Genomic DNA, 17,687 nt, shown 5'->3' with positions numbered 1-17,687 from the left:
GTAACTCTTGGAGTACCTTGATGCCTGATATTTCTCATTTAGCCATTGATAGCTTGCCGTTAGCCTTTGGTATCATCATGGCTGTTATCGGATTGGTGTTCTATACTCAAGGTTTGCCCGGTAAGTTTTGGCAGCGCTTTTATGCAGTATTGCCGGGTATCGTACTGTGCTGCTTTATACCAGCCACACTAAACAGTTTGGGTGTGTTCGCTGACGGTATTGGCTCACAGATTTATGGCTTCACTGCTACTTATTTGCTGCCAGCAAGCTTGCTATTGATGACCCTATCAATGGATGTACCAAAGATATTGGGGTTGGGCTGGAAAGCGATTGCGATGTTCTTCGCTGCCAGTATTGCCATTGTCATCAGTGGCCCGATTAGCTTGGGTATCGCTAAGTGGGTGTCGCCGAGTATGTTTACCGACGACACTCTGTGGCGCGGATTTTCGGCGGTGGCGGGTAGTTGGATAGGCGGTGCCGCCAACCAGGCGGCCATGAAGGAGCTATTTGGGGTCAGTGATGATTTGTTTGGCATGATGATTTTGGTCGATACGACCAATGCATCATTGTGGCTATTGGCGATATTAATCATGGCAAAGCATAGCGATAAGATAGATCGCCTATTGAGAGCGGATACCAGCAGTATCGATAAAGTGATTAAAGCGGTTGAAAGCTACGAGCGTGATCATACGCGTCCAGCGACACTGAATGATTTGATGGTGATGTTTGGCTTATGCTTTGCGATGGTTGGGGTGGCGCATTTCATAGGTGGTCAGATTGCAGAGTTTTTTGCACCTTATAGCTGGGCGGTACAGTATAGCTTTGCCAGCTCGTTCTTTTGGATGGTGGTGATTATCACTTTAATAGGAGTGGTTTTTTCCTTCACCAAAATACGTCGCCTTGATCATGTGGGTGCCTCAAAAATCGGTACCGTATTTATCTTTGTACTAATTGCGGCTATTGGTATGCAAATCAATCTAGCAGGTATTGTCTCGCAGTGGCGATTACTACTCATTGGTCTATTGTGGATGAGTATTCACGTCGTTATCATTTTTGCGGTCGCTAGAGTCATTCGTGCGCCATTCTTCTTTTTGGCGGTTGGCTCTAACGCAAATACTGGCGGCGCGTCATCGGCACCGATTGTGGCAACGGCCTTTCATCCATCATTGGCACCAGTTGGCGTGTTTTTAGGTATTTTGGGTTATGCAGTGGGCACGTTTGGTGGTTATATCAGTACGCAGCTAATGCGATTGGTGGTAACATAACCTTATAATTTGAAAAAATGGTTATAAAAAAAGCAGCATAAGGTCGATTTATGCTGCTTTTTCTACGTCTGTCGGTTGATCCTCACCATTCATTTAAAACAGCTTTTGCCCTTCATATACCTATCCCCAATAACCATCAGGACATTTAGGCAATTCAATCAAAATACGACGTAGCTCCTCTGACCATTGATGGCGAATGCTGTTGAAATACTCATCATTCTCATCAATACGTCGGCCAGTGGGCATGGTCAGGCTGTCATTGTCATATAGTATAAAATCAATTGGCATGCCCACTGACAAGTTGGATTGAATGGTTGAATCGAATGACAGCATCAATGCGCGGGCTGCATGTCTCACGTCTGTATCGTAGCTGACAGAGCGATCTAGAATGGGTTTGCCATATTTGCTTTCACCCAACTGAAAAAACGGGGTGTCTTCAGTGGCCCTGATACAATTGCCTGCAGGATAAATCATGTACAACTCAGGCTTCTGGCCTTTTATTTGACCACCCAGCATAAAAGAGCTGGTAAAGGCGCCATCGACACTAGAATTAGCGACTTTTTTTGCATGATTCATCTTTTCACGCATGCATTCACCAACCATTTGCGCGGCATCAAATAAAGTCGGGACCGTATTGAGATTACTCTCAAGACGCTGGTCAATATCGTTTTGCAGCTTGTTAAACACCGCCTGCGATGTCGCCAAGCTGCCAGCTGTCTGTAATACTATAAAGCGCTCGCCCTCAACGCCATATTGATAGAGCTTCCTAAAGGTTGAGATATGATCAACCCCAGCATTGGTACGTGTGTCGCTAGCAAAAACCATCCCTTCTTTCAGACGTATAGCGGCACAATAAGTCATAACTGATCCTTAGTAGAATAGGCTTAAAAATAGCCTATGATAATCTCGAAACCAATACTTGACTGTAAAGGTTTTCATAACCGCCGCCCATTCTAACACCGCGGACAGGAGCTGTATCTAAATAGTCTCGACCAATGGCGACGTAGACGTGAGAGCTTGGTTGAAACAGCTGATTTGAGATATCAAAGGTGTACCAGTAACCGTCCAGCCATACTTCTGCCCACGCATGACTGGCCATATGGTTTTCGGTATCGTCGTATAGATAGCCTGACACATAACGGGCTGGAATATGCTGATCACGTAAGCAGCCTAAAAAAACATGGGTATGGTCTTGGCACACGCCAGCGCCTGTCGCAAAAGACTCAGTCGCTGTCGTACCTACATGAGTCACATCTTTCACAAACGGCATCTTCATGATGAGGGCATTGGCCATCGACTTTAGGCTGTCATGCGTGGGGTTTTTTAGATAGGGCGCTGAAAACTCACGCATCTCTTGTGAACATTTGGTCAATGGTGTTTGTACCGTAAACAGTAGGTAGGGAACATGATCCATATCCGCTACACGCTTGGTCTCTGTATCAATCTCGACGATACCTGACGCTTGCATTTGCAGGTTGTTATGCGCCTCGTTACGGCTAAGGGTGAGCCAGTCATTTCCAAAGCCATCCTTTTGATTGGTCGCCACTTTAGGCAGCATGACCTCCCATTTGTGAATAATTTGGTGCGGCATCTGCATGGGGGTCATGCGTATATACTGGACACTGCGCTGTGCAAGCTCGCCGTAATAATAGTTGGTTTGATGGCTGATTTGAAGTTTCATGATAGCTTCCTATTTTTCTGTTTATTTCATATGTATGGTCAATCCCATATAAATCGGATATGGCGTCAGGCGAGCTTAGTCTACTATTGGTAGTACTGTTACTCGCCTTGCTATTATCCAAATTATCTGGAATCGACTGTATCATTAGCGCCTGTAATCATCTTGCGACTAGACACCTTGACGCAAGATGATATTAAACTCTTTGCTAATCAGCTGAAAATCACTAAATTTCTTCGATCTAATCATCTGATTGGCCAGACGTGTCAGCTCACGCCAGCGCGTGTTTTCAGGCAGCTCATTGATCCAGTACTTAAACTCAAGACTGACTTCTATTGAGTCCTCTTCCAGTAGCACAGCCCGCTCTAGCTGCTCAAAATGACGCCCTAATTGCCAGAAGCAGGTCACCGTTGGATGCTCTTGTTTCATAGCTGCGTTACATGCATGTAGCTGCAAGGTTGCAGCCCGATAAGTACCAGCACTTGAAAGCCGCTTAATCAAATTATATAACTCAGCCGTGTCTTTACCAATGACGCCTTTGGCCTCTTGCACATTGTCATCTATCGATTGAACGATGTTCGGTATGATATTTCGTTCCAGATCAGACAGCATCTGCGCTTTCATGGTCTTAAACGATTCATCCGCATCCGCGTCAAAACCTAAATGGCTGATTAAGTGCTTCAGCTGTGATTTTTTGAGATCGTCTTTGACCAGTTGCTTCATGACATTATCATAGTAATACAGGCGCTCGCTGTATCGGCCTAGCCATATGAGATGACTGGCAGTGGAGAGTAGCAAGATCATTGGTGCGTCATCTAGCATCTCATAGCCTGCTTCTTTAGGCTGCACACGATCATAATAGTTGGCGTGATCTGAGTTGTTGGCATCTAAAGGCACAGGCGTGTATTTGCCAGCTTGACCATTACCGTTTGGTTTTTTGGTTTCAGATTGTAGGTGACTGTCATCGACGACCCAAGTGTCTTTGATACCGCCACCTTGAGATGAATTAACGACTAATGAGCCCTCAACCATGGCCACACGAGTCAAGCCACCCGGTACGATATCGACTGTGCCATCGCCGTGACTGAGGATAAAGGGACGCAGATCAATGTGACGCGGCGCAATACCATCACTCACGGCAGTGGGGTTGGTCGATAACGAAATAGTCGGCTGGGCAATGAAACCGGCTGGGTTTTCAAGTAGGCGCAGGCGATACTCTTCAATCTCCTTTTTGGTAGAAGTCGGCCCAATAAGCATGCCGTAACCACCTGAGCCTTGGGTTTCTTTTACGACCAGCTTGTCTAAATTATCAAGCACGTATTTGAGCTCATCAGGCTTACGGCATTGATAGGTTTCTATATTAGGCAGAATCGGCTCTTCGTTTAGATAGAATTTAATCATGTCTGGTACAAAAGGATATAGGCTCTTGTCATCAGCCACGCCTGTACCTGGTGCATTTACGATAACGACATTACCAGCGCGATAGGCGCTCATTAGCCCTGAGACGCCCAATATCGAGTCAGATTGAAAAGCGAGCGGATCAATATATGGGTCATCAATGCGTCGGTAGATCACATCGATTTGTACCTTGCCACGAATACCTTGCATATAGACCTTACTGTCCTCAACTACCAAATCATAACCATGTACGAGTGGCACATTCATCTCATGTGCTAAGAACGCATGCTCATAATAGGCACTGTTAAAGCGGCCAGGTGTCAAGATGACAACTTGTGGATCATATTTGGAGGTTGAGCTGGCAAGACAGGCTTTGAGGCGGTCGGGATAATCACTGATGCCCATAATAGAGGTGTCAGCAAACATATCAGACAATAATGTCTCTGATATTTTACGGCTCTCAAGCATATAGGAGACACCAGACGGAGTACGCAAATTGTCCTCTAATACACAGAACTTGCCAGACTCGTCACGGATCAAGTCGATACCACTGATATGCGAGTAGATGGGTTTGTCAAGCTCAATACCCATCATCCAAGGCTCATAGCAGCCGCTGGCATAGACATAGCTGGCAGGCACGATGTCGGCCTTCATGATGGCTTGGTCATGGTAGATGTCATGCAAAAAAGCATTGAGTGCGGTGATGCGCTGCTTACAACCGGCTTCTATCAGACGCCACTCGCTTGCAGCAATAATACGGGGGATAATATCAAACGGAATCATACGCTCGATGTTTTTGGCATCGCTATAGACGGTAAAGGTAACGCCCTTACGATAAAAGATGTTTTCTGCTTGTTCGTTTAGATAATTGAGGGCATCCATGTTGATGTTATCAAGCCAATTACCAACGGCTTTTGCCACTGGGCGATACTGACCTTTAGCCGTTTGGAGCTCATCAAAACTTGGTGCTCGTGATGGGGGAGTATCTGCTAAATTCTTGACGGGCGTATCCTCTGACTGATTCTGTGATTGGCTTTGCGATGGCTCTGAAGCGTTGTCTTTTGTACTTGTTTTAGGGGCAGCCGTGTCCTTATTTGTGTTTTGATTCTGACTTTGGTCTTGCGACTGGTCTTCTTGTGATTGATTTTGGCTCTGAGACTGAGACTGAGACTGAGATGATTTTTTATTCATAAATACCACACGTATCCTTGGTAGAATCTAGATGATAGTGGACAGACAATAGCGTCAATTCGCCATACATAGCGCCTGTATCTTGTATGAACTATACAACGTCTACTGGGCAATATACAACAATCGTTCTATAATAAAATGGAATATATTCAATATGTTATGAATTAGAATATTACAAACAAGTGTTCTATGGTCCACTAAATAAGACAAGAAATCGTTGAACAAGGTCAATAAAACCATGAAAAAATACCATCGTTCTTTAATACTGGCAGGTATAGGATTGTCAGCGACTATCAGTGTGACTGGCTGTGGTAGCGAACCACAACAAGATATCTTGCCCGCTGGTAGCACAGTGATAGCGCTTGGCGATTCATTGACTTATGGCTATGGCGCGAGTCCAGAAACTGCCTATCCTAAGGTACTTGCAGACTTAAGCAAATGGAGAGTCATTAATGCAGGTGTCAATGGCGATACATCCGCAGATGTGCTGGCTCGGGTGGACGAAATCACTAAGCAAAACCCTGACTTGGTACTGCTTGGCGTGGGTGGAAATGATGTGCTGCAGCGTATTGCACCTGATACGACGCGTGCCAATATTACCGAAACGATTAATCAGTTTAAATCCGCTGACATTTCAGTGGTACTGATGGCACAGCCTTATTTTAGTACCAGTGCGCTGTTCGGTAAGGCCAGTGACAACCCTATTTATGAAGACATTGCAGATGCTGAAGATGTGCCACTGTACGCTAAGGGCTGGTCGACTGTGCTGTCGGATGATGATTTAAAATCAGACAGCATACACGCCAATGCTGCAGGTTATAAACAGTTCGCCGAAGGATTACATGGTTATTTAAAAGAAGAAGGGTGGGTGTATTAAGCTGCGAATCTCAACCTTTGTGTTTAACATCTAGAGTTTAATCAGTACGAAAAAAGCAGAGAGCTTATTGACTAAGCCATCTGCTTTTTTGTTTGATCAATGATTAATAAACGATAAATTTTATAGTCCGGCCTTTATAGCCCAGTCATTTTATTGATTGTCATCCATGACTACCACCAAACCTTCATCAGCGGCTATTTTGCCTGCGCAAATATCTTGATAGACTTCCAATAAACCATTGACCCCGTCAAGCTCTTGAATTTTTAGCCATGCATTGGTTTTTGCGGTGCTATTCATGATATAGCGCATAGAGCGTTTGTTAAATTCTTCAGCACCCCATTCTTTCATGCATTGCTGTACATGGCTGGGCGCAAAAAACTGTTGGCTACGTTCTTGAATAATACCGTCTACATGGCGCGGTTCGTCCCAATGCGTGAGACCGACATTGCTGGTGTAGCGCATGTTGTCACCTAAGTGTGTATGTAGACGACTAAGCACATCAGTGTTGGCCGACATATCGACAATGACTGTTGGTTTGCTGGCGTCAATCTTCTCAAGCGTGTCGTAGCTCAATACGCTGTCATAGGCGTCGATTGAATTGACGAAATCTATATGACGGTTTGAGGTGAGGCCGATAACGTGCGGCGCGTCTTTATCATCAGTGAGGCCATAGGCTAGGCCAATACTGGTTTTACTAGAGGCACTGATAATCACCACTTGCTCTGCACCAAACCAGTCATTGCGCTTCAATAAATCATGCAAGCAGAATGAGGTTAAGTGCAATACGAACAACAGCATGCGCTGATTGTCATTGGCACGGTCATAGCCTCGTTCATGATTGACGCGCTGATACATATTGTAGCCGGGTGGTAGCTCGGCACGATGGGCACTACCATCGAGCAGGCTGGTTTGCGTGACTCGCTTGGGGGTAATAATCAATTCGCTGGCAGGCGGAAAGTAACCAAATAGCCGTTCACCGACGGGCAGCGCCTCACTATTTGATTCGATGACATCGGCAAAGCCCCATACAGGAATAATGCCCCATTTTTCGGGTTCATTCCCATTTGGCGGGAAAAACTGCCAGTATCGTAATTGATCGCCCATGACAGCATAAGTAATGTTATTAGCAGTAAAAGCAAAGCGATCAACTTCGACGCGCACTTCACCATCACCGAGGGTATGTACAGGTGTGTCTTGCAGGCGAGCTTGGGTTAGGTTTGCTTTGTTGGTCTGAAATTCTGGCATAGTCGCTTCCTTGATAGATAGTATTCGCAGTCATTACTTAGGCATTAGCAGTTTTGGCTTGACGCGCTGCCGTTATTTGCATAATTTCACCCATGAGCTTGGGCATGTTTGCAGCGGCTTTTGGTCCTGCTTCTTTTAGACGCTTGAGGATAGCCAGCTCTTCAGGTGGAGTGTCTTCGCTGGCACGTACTAATTTAGTGAAGCCATCTAAGCGATTGTTAATCATCCATTCACGTAGCGCAGGCTCTTTTGACCAACGTATTTGATTCTGCATTTGTTTAACGAGCCCAACTAGAAAGTCCGTATCATGATTTGGGATTGGCACCACTTGGCACAACTCGTTCTTGACAGTTTCATCATCATAATTGGCTTCAATGTGAGCGATGAATGCTGCGCTGAATACAGGCTGATAGGTACGTACGGTTTGTACCACCACAGTATCACCTTTAAATACATCGTACGTCTCTGTCACTGGTACTGCCCGTGCAGAGCAGTCGATATGCATGGTGTTGGGGATGGTAGCAATACTGTCATCACCAAAATAAATCTTGTCAGTATCTAAACGGGTCACACGACCTTTACGCACAATGTTTTTAACACGGCGCAACTGCTTAAGCTCTTCACTACTAATGGTAGCACCATGGAACATTTGCGGGCGTACATTTGGATCAATACGCATTAATACGCCGCCTTTTTCTAAACGATCAAAAAGGTCTTCGATATTTTCAGCATCAGCAATTGCTTCTGCCTGAGTGGCCTGTGCTCCAATAGTATGGGTGAAAAAATCACGAGAGGGCTGGGTGTTTTTACGATCAATTAGCCAAGCGTCTCTGGGCATAATCCACGTGATATGGTCTGGGTCAATTTGATTTTCTAGTAGCCATAAAACCGCATCGATACCTGTTTTACCACCACCGATAATGACATAGCCATTATGTGATGTGGTTAGACTCGGTAAGTCGTTTAATGGGCCAAATTTAACACCATCAGCAATCTCGAAGTTTGGGGTATGGGTCGCTGGTACTGAGGTTTTGAAGTAAGTACCGTCAATGATTTTCTTATTAACTTTAACATCATAGCTGGTATCAGACAGTAATGAGGAAAACTTACCGTCGCCTTTGTATTCACACATCGGGAAGTATGTCACACGGCCACTCGGTAAAAACGTATGCTTCATGACTTTATCAAAGTACGCCATGACTTCTGCACCTGATGCCAGCTCGGACAAGCCTTTGTTTAAGCCAATTTCGTCAACCATACCACCGCAAAGCTCACGTGAGCTAACGCCGTAAAAAGACGACGGCTGATGTAAGGTGACAAATGAATAAGCGTCGTTCCAATGACCACCTGGCTTATGATGTTTATCGACGATAATAATATTAGCATCTGTCTCTGTGAGTAGCACATCAGCAAAAGCCATGCCCACCGCGCCACTGCCAATAATTAGATAATCTGTTTCTAGGTGTTGAGTATTCATAGCATCCTTACTCTTAAGTTGAATTTATCCATATAAATCTTGTATAACTGTTTGTGCATAACAGTGTTATATACTAAAATAACACTGTTATAATTGTCAAGACCTAGTGAGAATCTAATGGATGCCAGAACCAAAATACTAAATGCAGCATCTGAGCTTTTCTTAGAAGGCGGCGGGGATGCCTTAAGCGTGCGTGGTATCTCTAAACGCGCAGGACTGTCCACTATTGGTATATACAGCCACTTTCAAGGCAAGCAAGGCATATTAGATGCGCTGTATATCGAAGGATTTAACCTAGTTCGTGAAGCCATGGATGTGATTCCAGAGGGTAGGGCAAGCAAAGAGCAAGTATTGGAAGCATGCTTGGGTTATCTCAATGTGGGTGCGCAACATGAGGCACACTATCGGCTGATTTTTGGGGAGTCTGATGCAGGATATCAGCCCTCAATCGAAGCTATTGCCGCAAGAGATAGTGCTTTCTCAAAGTTGGTACGAGTGGCTGGCTCGTATCTACCAGATAGTGCTAGCGCGACGGAGCGTCGACAAATAGCGCTAGATATCTGGGCAATCGTGCACGGCTATGTCAGTATCAGTCACCACATGGTATTTACCGATGATATAAATTTAGACTGGAAGTCTATGGCGCTGCGAGTGGTAGCAGTGCAGTTGGATGCCGTTGACATAACTAAAGCTAAAGTAAAGCCCTTCTAAAAACGAGTTTAATTAGCAGTATAAATATCAAACAGCAATCAATAAATACTCATAATAAGCAGATAAATACCATTCCAATCAACCGCTTTTTTATTCAAAAAAAATAAATAAGTAAACATGGATTTTTTGTCTTGTAAACCATATTTTTTTAGGTTACTTTTTAACATTGATTACATTTCTTTGACCAAGGAGAGGCCGTTTGAATACTATCTTATCACCGCTTACTGTTTCAGTCGTTGCAGCTCTAGCAATGCTAACAGGCTCGCAAACATTTGCAGATGCTCAGTACGGTACTTATGGTGAAGAAACGGCGTTAACGCTTGCCCGCGATTATGCTGGCAGGTATACAGGATCTGACAAAGAAGTCCAAGCTGCTGACTATATGCAGCAGCGTATGACCATCGATGGCAGTAATAACCAAGTCAATCGCCAAACTTTCGATTTCGTAGCGCCTCGTGGTTTATTCAGAGGTGAGACGTTAACGAGCAATAACGTTGTCGTGACCCAAAAAGGTAGTGCTGATACCAACAGAACGCTGTTTATCGGTGCACATTATGATTCTGCCGTCGCCTATCCAAATTATGAGAATTTAGAGGCGTTGGATGATAACGCTTCTGGATCTGGCGTTTTGACTGAGTTGACCAGAAACCTGACTGGCATTGAGACAGAGCATGACATTCAGTTTGTGGCATTTGGTGCAGAGGAGGGCGGTCTCAATGGTTCAAAGGCATTTGTTGATCAGCTCACGGACGCAGAAAAAACGACTGCACTGGGTATGATTAACCTAGACAGTCTGATTACAGGCGATAGAATGTACGCCAACGCAGGGCGAAATGCTTACGATAATAACGGCAATGAAGTGGCTGCCAATGTAAGTTTGCGTGAAAATGCGCTGCGTATTGCTAAAGAGCTTGGTATTACAGTGGAGGTCAATCCAGCCATTATCGCACCAGGTAATACAGAACCATACGAGCCCTATGGCGTTGGGTGCTGTAGTGATCAGGAGTCTTTTGATAGTGTCATGCAGGTCGTAGGATTTGAGGCAACCAACTGGAGCCTCGGGCCTGACTATGATGGTTATACGCAAACTGAAAACCCAGATATTCCAGGTGGCTATACGTGGCATAACCCTGCGTTAGATAACGAGGAAGTACTCACGGCGGCCTTTGGTTCAGAACGACTATCACAAAGAATGCGCGACTACTCTCGTATCATTAGTAGATTGATTGTCGAGCAAACGAATGCCGATATCATCGCCTCAACCAAAAGCGCTATCAATCTGCAAAACACGATGGGTGCCGCATTAAAAATTAATGCTACCGACTCACATTCAGCTGTGCTTGAACGTGCCAATGCTTTGGCGCTACAGGCAATGGATAACACCAATTCGATGGATTATGAGTCGCGTGCTCAGGTTTGGGTAGATGGATCTCAAAGCTATGTGGATGCTGATGATGCACAAGAAGGCACTCGCGCCAATATTGGTCTATATGGCGAGTACGTTGTACAACCTAGCTGGCGTGTTGGCGCAGGTGTGCAAGCGGCCAATCAAAACAATAAAAGCGTAGAAAACGGTATTAAAAAAGACACAAGCTATGGTGTTCAAGCTTACTCGTTACTGGGCGGCAAAGACACAGCTTGGTGGAATACCACTTCTTTAAGTCTGTCTAAGCATGACTTGGACGTTAATAGAACCGTCAGGCTGGATGGTAATGACGGCATAAATATTATCAACAATAGCGAACGTGGTAATTCTGATGCCGATGTGTTTAGCGCACACAATGAGCTTGGCTACAACTTTCTTATCAAGAAAAATGTCGCCCATGGTGCCTTTTTGGGTCTCAATTACAGTGATACAGACATAGATGGTTATACCAGTGGCAATGGTAATTCTCGCACTGCGCTCAAGATTGATGACACCTCTAGCGAGGCATGGGATTCAGAGCTTGGTTACCAGTTACAGTATGGTTTTAATTTGATGGGCACGCCTGCCAAGCTTCAAGGCAAAGTCGCTTATGTGCATGTGATCGAAGATGGTCTAATAGATAATTTATCGACCACGTCTTTAGCTGACGGTCGGACAAGAGAGGTTAGCATCACTGAAGCAGATAAAGACGACGACTATGGACGTTTTGAGCTGAGTGTGAGTAACAAGGTTCATAAAAACGTTTATGCGTATCTGAATGGCGACACCACCTTTGCACGTGACGATAAAGACAGCTCAGTACAACTAGGCTTGCAATATCAGTTTTAAATATCAATGTATGATGTAAGTCTGCGCTGCTCAATAATTGATTTATGAGCAGCGTTTTTTTTCTTATATATTTTAATATACCAATTATAATGGCGTATTATTGGTTACCGCTATAATATTCAGCGGTGGTAATAAAAAATGTGTTCCAAATATTATAAGAATAGGGGTGACGTGTATGTTTGGCATTATAAAAGACTGGCGTGAACAGCGTATATTGGATAACAGCGAGTTTACCCATGCCGATTGGGTACAAGCGGCTGAGCGTATTGTGATACTAGATAGATTAAACAATGACGAGATGACGCATTTGTTTGAGCTGGCGACTTTGTTTTTGGCTGATAAATCCATTACTGGTGCGCAAGGGTTTGAAATAACCAATGCTGTCAGACAATCGATTGCGCTGCAAGCGTGTTTGCCTATCTTAAACCTAAGCCTTGAATGGTATGCTGGCTGGTCATCTGTCATTATCTATCCAGGTTCATACAAAAGCGACAGCACTACTGTAGATGAGTTTGGTATTGTCCACGAAGGCAGTCAGCACCGTAGCGGGGAAGCATGGCAGCGAGGTCCTGTTATCTTGTCATGGAAAGATGCCAAACATTCAGGCGAACGTGATGGTCATAATGTTGTGATTCATGAGTTTGTGCACAAACTCGATATGATGAATGGCCGCGCCAACGGTTTTCCACCGATGCAACCTGATATGGATCCTGCGCGCTGGACTGAGATTATGGCGCGAGATTTTGAGGACTTTCAAACCCATCGCAAGTCAGGGCTAGATCGCTATGGAACGACCAATCCTGCTGAGTTTTTTGCGGTACTGAGCGAGGTGTTTTTTGAAACACCTCAAAAGCTGGTAGATGCTTATCCGGATATTTATGAGATTATGGTGAAGTTCTTTAAGCAAACACCACTATGAATAAAGAGTGTAGTACCTAAAGCCTTCAATACAAGCTAACCAATGGAATATTTTATATTCGGATTTAATGATATATTTGTTTAACCTGACAAGTATTCATCACAATAGACTGTCCTGACAAGTGAGCATCGTATGAAAAACCTACCTTTTTTAATGATGAGTACGCTAATCGTATGCTTTGTATCAGTGAATACCCATGCTGCCAGTTTTAATTGTGCCAAGGCTAATACGTGGATAGAGAAATCTATTTGTAGCAATACTGAGCTATCTCAGTTAGATGAAACAATGGCACAGCAATACAAAGCTGAGGTTTTTAGTACAGCGGATCATGAAGACATTAATACTTATAATGTAGCCGTACGCGACGAACAAAGGAGTTGGCTAAAGTTCCAGCGTAATACTTGTAAAAGCGAAGAATGTCTTATCCGTGAATATAAAGAGCGTATTGGTGAGAAAGATGTGAGCTACTCAGAAAATCCAAGTCGCTTTAATCCACCAAACAAACAAGCTTTTGATACGTTCTATGAGAACGTTGATATTATTATGTATAACGCCACTACTAAAGTATGGGAGGACGCGGGAAGGGTGACCAACTCAATTTCTATTCATAGTGTTACTTATAAACCAACCACTGCCGTTATCGATGCTGACTTGATTTTTACTAATGGGCACAGCTGTTCTATTAGCTCTGAAGTGGCATCATGGTCAGACAATCATTGGTCTATAAATGATTATCATGAACGTGCTGAGCTGCGTTTGTATCCAGTTAGTAATGGTAGTAAGACGCAGCTATTATTAAGAGATATGGACAACCAGTATCAAAAGTCACACTGTGGTATGCGCGGTTATTTCGATAGAAAAGTCCTCGAGTCAAGATGAGTAGAATTTGCCCTAGAAGCTGTATGGTTTGCATATTGAAAACAATAAAGACAGCGTAAGCGCATATATTAGGATTGGGAAGCTGAGATGATTAATGCTATACAGGATGATATGGCAAAAGTAGAGATCTATGAAAGTGCTGATGGAAAGGCGCAAGTAGATGTACGTTTTGAGCAAGAAACAGTCTGGTTGTCACAAGCACAAATGACCGAGTTATTTGGTCGTGACCAATCCGTGGTTTCTCGTCATATCGCTAATGCCATAAAAGATGAAGAAATCGCTGAGAAAAGCAATATGCAAAAAATGCATATTGCAAATTCAGACCGTCCGGTGACTTTTTATGACCTAGACGTGGTTATATCAGTCGGTTATCGCATTAAATCTCCTCAAGGTGTGCAGTTTAGGCGTTGGGCAACGCAGCGCTTACGTGAATACTTGGTACAAGGCTATACACTCAATCAACAGCGCTTCGATAAAAACTCTACTGAATTGCAACAAGCGCTAAAATTAATCAAAAAAACCGCCCAAAGTCCCGAGCTTAACACCGACGAAGGACGCGGACTGGTTGAGATTATAAGCCGTTATACGCAGACATTTTTATGGTTACAGCGCTATGATGAAGGTCTACTTGATAATCCTACAGGACAAGATGGTGGTATCTTACCCAGTACGGCTGAGGCGATGGCAGCGCTGACAAACTTGAAAGCGCAGCTGATAGATAGGGGTGAGGCGACTGAATTGTTTGCTAAACCTCGTGGTGATGGTTTGGATAGTGTATTGGGTAATTTACAACAAACTGTCTTTGGTGAGCCTGCGTACCCAACTATCGAGAGTAAAGCGGCACATCTACTGTACTTTATGGTAAAAAACCATCCTTTTACTGATGGTAATAAACGCAGCGGCGCTTTCTTGTTCGTGGATTTTTTACACCGTAATCACCGACTGTTGAATGACAAAGGTGATATGGTCATCAATAATACTGGGCTTGCGGCATTAACCTTATTGGTCGCTGAATCTGACCCTAATCAAAAAGATACTTTGATTAAACTGATTATGAATATGTTGTCGTTAGAGAGCCAATAAACAGGACTGTTGTCAACAATCCTGTAGCATAAGTTGCAATATATATCTTTATATTTGAATATAAACCCTATGATAAACCAAGTAGAGTAGTCTGCTATTCTAAAAGCACCCTATAAAAGTGGTCGGTTAATCGTTTTTCTACGCCCTAAACCGTCCACTGGTCATTAATGACAGCCACCAGATAACGCTTACCTTGATATTCCTCAAACACCAAACGCATCGCACGCCAATCCATACCGCTATATTTTTCACTGCCATTACTGTAAAACTCAACGAAGTCAGAGTTTTGATATATTTTGTTTAAGTTGTTAATACTGTTGCCCATCGCTTTACTACTATTAATACTGATCTCTGCGTTCTGATCAAATGCACTAGCAGCGACCCAATTGCTCAAATAGTCAGGTAGCGGCGTGATCAATAAATCACCCGTGCCATCTTTTTCACCCCACGTAAAGCGAATCTTTGACTGTTGTAGATACTGTGCATACTGCCCGCGACTAAAGACTTTGTCGGTCTCAGGACGTATATATGCATACATCGAGAACCGGACGCCACGTGTGGGATGAATATCATTGGTGATACTAGCATAGTCGCCATTAGCCAGTGCATGCTGAATACGCAATGATTGCTGTTTAAACGTTTGCTGACTGCTATCAGCATTGCTAGGCATTGATGAGCTACTGGTTGGTTGAGACACAATGGCTTCGCTAGACTCAGAAACGGACTGACAACCAGTCACGGTCATAGTGAGCAATAAAAGGCTACTAGAGGCCAATGTCGCAGATTTTTTCTTAAAAAAAGCAGGTGATATCGTCATAAAATCATCCTTAACACGATTATCAGAGATAAAAAATCACTCAAAATTGTCATGAGAACAAATAAAAAAGTACCATAAGAACGCTATGAAATGGTTCTTTTGGTAAGTAAACCTGAATGATACGATAATACAGCAGAGTCCAAATATGGGTATGATGTAATAGGTTGTAACACTTATAGAGTAAAAGCTTGTAGAGAACATCATGCCAACATATAAATCACTCATATTTCTGCTAACCATAGGACTGATGCCTGTCGGTAGCGCTACAGCAGATGTGACAAAATCAGATCAGAAACAAGCTGTTATGGCTGCTATGAAGATTGCGACCATCACAAAGATGTATCAACAAGATGCTGATGACCAAGGGTTGAGTAATCCTGTGATGCTACAGCAATATGCAAATGCTGACTTACAAGCAGCCATGCAACTTGAACAAGATTATTTTGATAAAAATCAAACGTCCTGCAATATCGATTATGATGTGCTGTGGGATTCTCAAGATCCTGATTATACGCAAGACAAAAAGTTTTCGATGACTGAGCAAGGTTTGGTTCAGGTCAGCTTGGCGCAAGGTAGCGATATTTATTATGAGTTATCATGTGATGACAATGATAAGCGTGCTGGTTGCCAAGTCGCAGACGTAATCTTAGATGACGATGGTAGAACTTTGCGTAAGCATTTGCTTGAAATGTGTCGTTAACAGTTGAACTTAATACCAGAAATATCTGAGCTAAGACAGTGTTTAAATATAGGATACTTACCTTCTAAGACCGTTGGTTTGTTTTCACATAATGTATATTATGTTAAATGAAGTCTATAAACAGTTTAATACTTAGTGAGCTGACACTTATATGTAATGGCTCTTATGCTTATATGAGACGATGATTTTTTCAAACCATGGATAGAGAATGTTTGGCATGCCCTATTCTTTCTATCTACTAATGCGCCAACCTCTGAATTTGGCAAAGAAACCTTTCAATCTTTCAGAAAAGTTAAAAGCCTCTGACTCCGGTACTTCTTCGACATGATGGCGAGCTGCCAGTATCGGCTGCTGCACCAATCTTTCGTGATGATCAAAAGCACGATCAAGACTGATACTCATGATAGATAAATTAGTTGGCCTTGGTAGACAGCGATACACCTGACCCTTGTTAATTAAATCAATGACCATATGAGCGTCTTTGAACTCAGTCAGCATCAAAACCATCAGATCTGGCTGGATGTTTTTTAAGGCATAAACGATGGGTGTAATATTTTCTTTATTGAGCGTCGAATCTGTAATCGTGACGCCAAAGCGTTTTTTTTGTAATAGCTTCGCGGCCTGTTCAAGGTTACTGGCCCAGCTCACGGTATAAGCACTCTTAAAATGACTTTTTATTTGTTGATAGACGCTCTCATCGTCATCTAATACCAATATATTGCGATTGCTAACAGTGCCACTATCAGCATGGTTTTGAGTCGCATTCTTTCCCATAGAGTTTTGCGTTATTTCTTGGGTTTTCTGAGCAATTTCTGTGGCTTTATTAACGATTTTTTTAAGTTCATCATTTTGCCATGGCTTAGTGATATAGCGATAAATTTCGCCCTCATTCACAGAATCCATCACGGCATTCAGATCCGCATAACCGGTTAACAAGATACGAATAGTATTTGGCGAAGCCGCTTTAATGTCACTTAATACCTCCGTACCTTGCTTATCTGGCATGCGTTGGTCGCTGATGACCACTTGTACCTCATTCTGGCTGACATACTCCATCAGCTCAGTAGCATCGGTAGTAATAAATACGTCATGTGACTGGCGAAAATGCATTTTTAAGCTGCGTAAGATACGCGGCTCGTCATCAATAAAAGCGATTTTTGGTTTTTGCATGACGCTCTCTTTAAATAAGTGGC

14 protein-coding genes and 1 pseudogene are annotated in these 17,687 nt (G+C 43.4%); 8 read left to right on the top strand and 7 right to left on the bottom strand.

Annotated features, from left to right (window positions below; translation table 11 throughout):
• Positions 1–20 precede the first annotated feature (20 nt).
• A complete protein-coding gene (locus JMY08_RS03635; RefSeq protein ID WP_201590655.1) occupies positions 21–1,265 on the top strand; it encodes a DUF819 domain-containing protein in 1,245 nt (414 codons plus the stop codon).
• A 120-nt stretch (positions 1,266–1,385) separates the two neighbouring features.
• Here JMY08_RS03635 and JMY08_RS03630 read toward each other — a convergent pair whose 3' ends face one another.
• From JMY08_RS03630 to JMY08_RS14115, 3 genes and pseudogenes are all read right to left on the bottom strand, one after another.
• Positions 1,386–2,126: a peptidase gene (locus JMY08_RS03630; protein WP_201590652.1), complete on the bottom strand. Its 741-nt coding sequence runs from the start codon at positions 2,124–2,126 to the stop codon at positions 1,386–1,388.
• Between the two features lie 34 nt (positions 2,127–2,160).
• Entirely contained in the window at positions 2,161–2,946 is a 786-nt protein-coding gene (locus JMY08_RS03625) for a transglutaminase family protein (RefSeq protein ID WP_201590650.1), read from the bottom strand.
• 957 nt (positions 2,947–3,903) lie between these two features.
• Positions 3,904–5,532: pseudogene (locus tag JMY08_RS14115) on the bottom strand (circularly permuted type 2 ATP-grasp protein); the annotation flags it as partial.
• Positions 5,533–5,770: 238 nt separating this feature from the next.
• Between JMY08_RS14115 and JMY08_RS03615 the strand changes: the two are divergent.
• Positions 5,771–6,409, top strand: a complete 639-nt coding sequence (locus JMY08_RS03615) for a GDSL-type esterase/lipase family protein (RefSeq protein WP_201590645.1) — start codon at positions 5,771–5,773, stop codon at positions 6,407–6,409.
• Between the two features lie 150 nt (positions 6,410–6,559).
• Here the strand turns inward: JMY08_RS03615 and JMY08_RS03610 are convergent, their stop codons facing one another.
• Together JMY08_RS03610 and JMY08_RS03605 are read right to left on the bottom strand one after the other, a co-directional pair.
• Entirely contained in the window at positions 6,560–7,654 is a 1,095-nt protein-coding gene (locus tag JMY08_RS03610) for a DUF2855 family protein (protein ID WP_201590643.1), read from the bottom strand.
• Between the two features lie 37 nt (positions 7,655–7,691).
• Positions 7,692–9,131: an NAD(P)-binding protein gene (locus tag JMY08_RS03605; RefSeq protein ID WP_201590641.1), complete on the bottom strand. Its 1,440-nt coding sequence runs from the start codon at positions 9,129–9,131 to the stop codon at positions 7,692–7,694.
• Positions 9,132–9,248: 117 nt separating this feature from the next.
• On the opposite strand from JMY08_RS03605, the gene JMY08_RS03600 reads away from it, so the two are divergent.
• The 5 genes from JMY08_RS03600 to rhuM all read left to right on the top strand — a co-directional run bounded on the left by JMY08_RS03600 (position 9,249) and on the right by rhuM (position 14,977).
• Positions 9,249–9,842: a TetR/AcrR family transcriptional regulator gene (locus tag JMY08_RS03600; protein WP_201590638.1), complete on the top strand. Its 594-nt coding sequence runs from the start codon at positions 9,249–9,251 to the stop codon at positions 9,840–9,842.
• A 199-nt stretch (positions 9,843–10,041) separates the two neighbouring features.
• Positions 10,042–12,096: an autotransporter domain-containing protein gene (locus JMY08_RS03595; protein ID WP_201590635.1), complete on the top strand. Its 2,055-nt coding sequence runs from the start codon at positions 10,042–10,044 to the stop codon at positions 12,094–12,096.
• Positions 12,097–12,271: 175 nt separating this feature from the next.
• Positions 12,272–13,015, top strand: a complete 744-nt coding sequence (locus tag JMY08_RS03590; protein ID WP_189581987.1) for a zinc-dependent peptidase — start codon at positions 12,272–12,274, stop codon at positions 13,013–13,015.
• Positions 13,016–13,147: 132 nt separating this feature from the next.
• Complete coding sequence (locus tag JMY08_RS03585; protein ID WP_201590623.1) at positions 13,148–13,894, top strand: lysozyme inhibitor LprI family protein; 747 nt, start codon at positions 13,148–13,150, stop codon at positions 13,892–13,894.
• An 87-nt stretch (positions 13,895–13,981) separates the two neighbouring features.
• A complete protein-coding gene (gene rhuM / locus JMY08_RS03580; RefSeq protein ID WP_227679579.1) occupies positions 13,982–14,977 on the top strand; it encodes a RhuM family protein in 996 nt (331 codons plus the stop codon).
• A 145-nt stretch (positions 14,978–15,122) separates the two neighbouring features.
• On the opposite strand, the gene JMY08_RS03575 is transcribed toward rhuM, so the two are convergent.
• On the bottom strand, positions 15,123–15,794 hold the full coding sequence (locus JMY08_RS03575) for a hypothetical protein (RefSeq protein WP_201590620.1): 672 nt from the start codon (positions 15,792–15,794) through the stop codon (positions 15,123–15,125).
• Between the two features lie 202 nt (positions 15,795–15,996).
• On the opposite strand from JMY08_RS03575, the gene JMY08_RS03570 reads away from it, so the two are divergent.
• On the top strand, positions 15,997–16,494 hold the full coding sequence (locus JMY08_RS03570) for a hypothetical protein (RefSeq protein WP_227679578.1): 498 nt from the start codon (positions 15,997–15,999) through the stop codon (positions 16,492–16,494).
• 231 nt (positions 16,495–16,725) lie between these two features.
• Here the strand turns inward: JMY08_RS03570 and JMY08_RS03565 are convergent, their stop codons facing one another.
• Positions 16,726–17,664, bottom strand: coding sequence for a response regulator (locus JMY08_RS03565; protein ID WP_201590617.1), 939 nt, complete (start codon positions 17,662–17,664; stop codon positions 16,726–16,728).
• Positions 17,665–17,687 lie beyond the last annotated feature (23 nt).

This window comes from Psychrobacter sp. Pi2-51, from assembly GCF_904846665.1.
Taxonomy (GTDB): domain Bacteria; phylum Pseudomonadota; class Gammaproteobacteria; order Pseudomonadales; family Moraxellaceae; genus Psychrobacter; species Psychrobacter glaciei.
This window is presented reverse-complemented; position numbering and strand designations above follow the sequence as displayed.

Coding starts and splice junctions, on each gene's coding strand:
- JMY08_RS03630 (WP_201590652.1), bottom strand. CDS start 2,126: ATGACTTATTGTGCCGCTATACGTCTGAAAGAAGGGATGGTTTTTGCT.
- JMY08_RS03635 (WP_201590655.1), top strand. CDS start 21: ATGCCTGATATTTCTCATTTAGCCATTGATAGCTTGCCGTTAGCCTTT.
- JMY08_RS03625 (WP_201590650.1), bottom strand. CDS start 2,946: ATGAAACTTCAAATCAGCCATCAAACCAACTATTATTACGGCGAGCTT.
- JMY08_RS03605 (WP_201590641.1), bottom strand. CDS start 9,131: ATGAATACTCAACACCTAGAAACAGATTATCTAATTATTGGCAGTGGC.
- JMY08_RS03590 (WP_189581987.1), top strand. CDS start 12,272: ATGTTTGGCATTATAAAAGACTGGCGTGAACAGCGTATATTGGATAAC.
- rhuM (WP_227679579.1), top strand. CDS start 13,982: ATGATTAATGCTATACAGGATGATATGGCAAAAGTAGAGATCTATGAA.
- JMY08_RS03610 (WP_201590643.1), bottom strand. CDS start 7,654: ATGCCAGAATTTCAGACCAACAAAGCAAACCTAACCCAAGCTCGCCTG.
- JMY08_RS03600 (WP_201590638.1), top strand. CDS start 9,249: ATGGATGCCAGAACCAAAATACTAAATGCAGCATCTGAGCTTTTCTTA.
- JMY08_RS03570 (WP_227679578.1), top strand. CDS start 15,997: ATGCCAACATATAAATCACTCATATTTCTGCTAACCATAGGACTGATG.
- JMY08_RS03565 (WP_201590617.1), bottom strand. CDS start 17,664: ATGCAAAAACCAAAAATCGCTTTTATTGATGACGAGCCGCGTATCTTA.
- JMY08_RS03575 (WP_201590620.1), bottom strand. CDS start 15,794: ATGACGATATCACCTGCTTTTTTTAAGAAAAAATCTGCGACATTGGCC.
- JMY08_RS03585 (WP_201590623.1), top strand. CDS start 13,148: ATGAAAAACCTACCTTTTTTAATGATGAGTACGCTAATCGTATGCTTT.
- JMY08_RS03615 (WP_201590645.1), top strand. CDS start 5,771: ATGAAAAAATACCATCGTTCTTTAATACTGGCAGGTATAGGATTGTCA.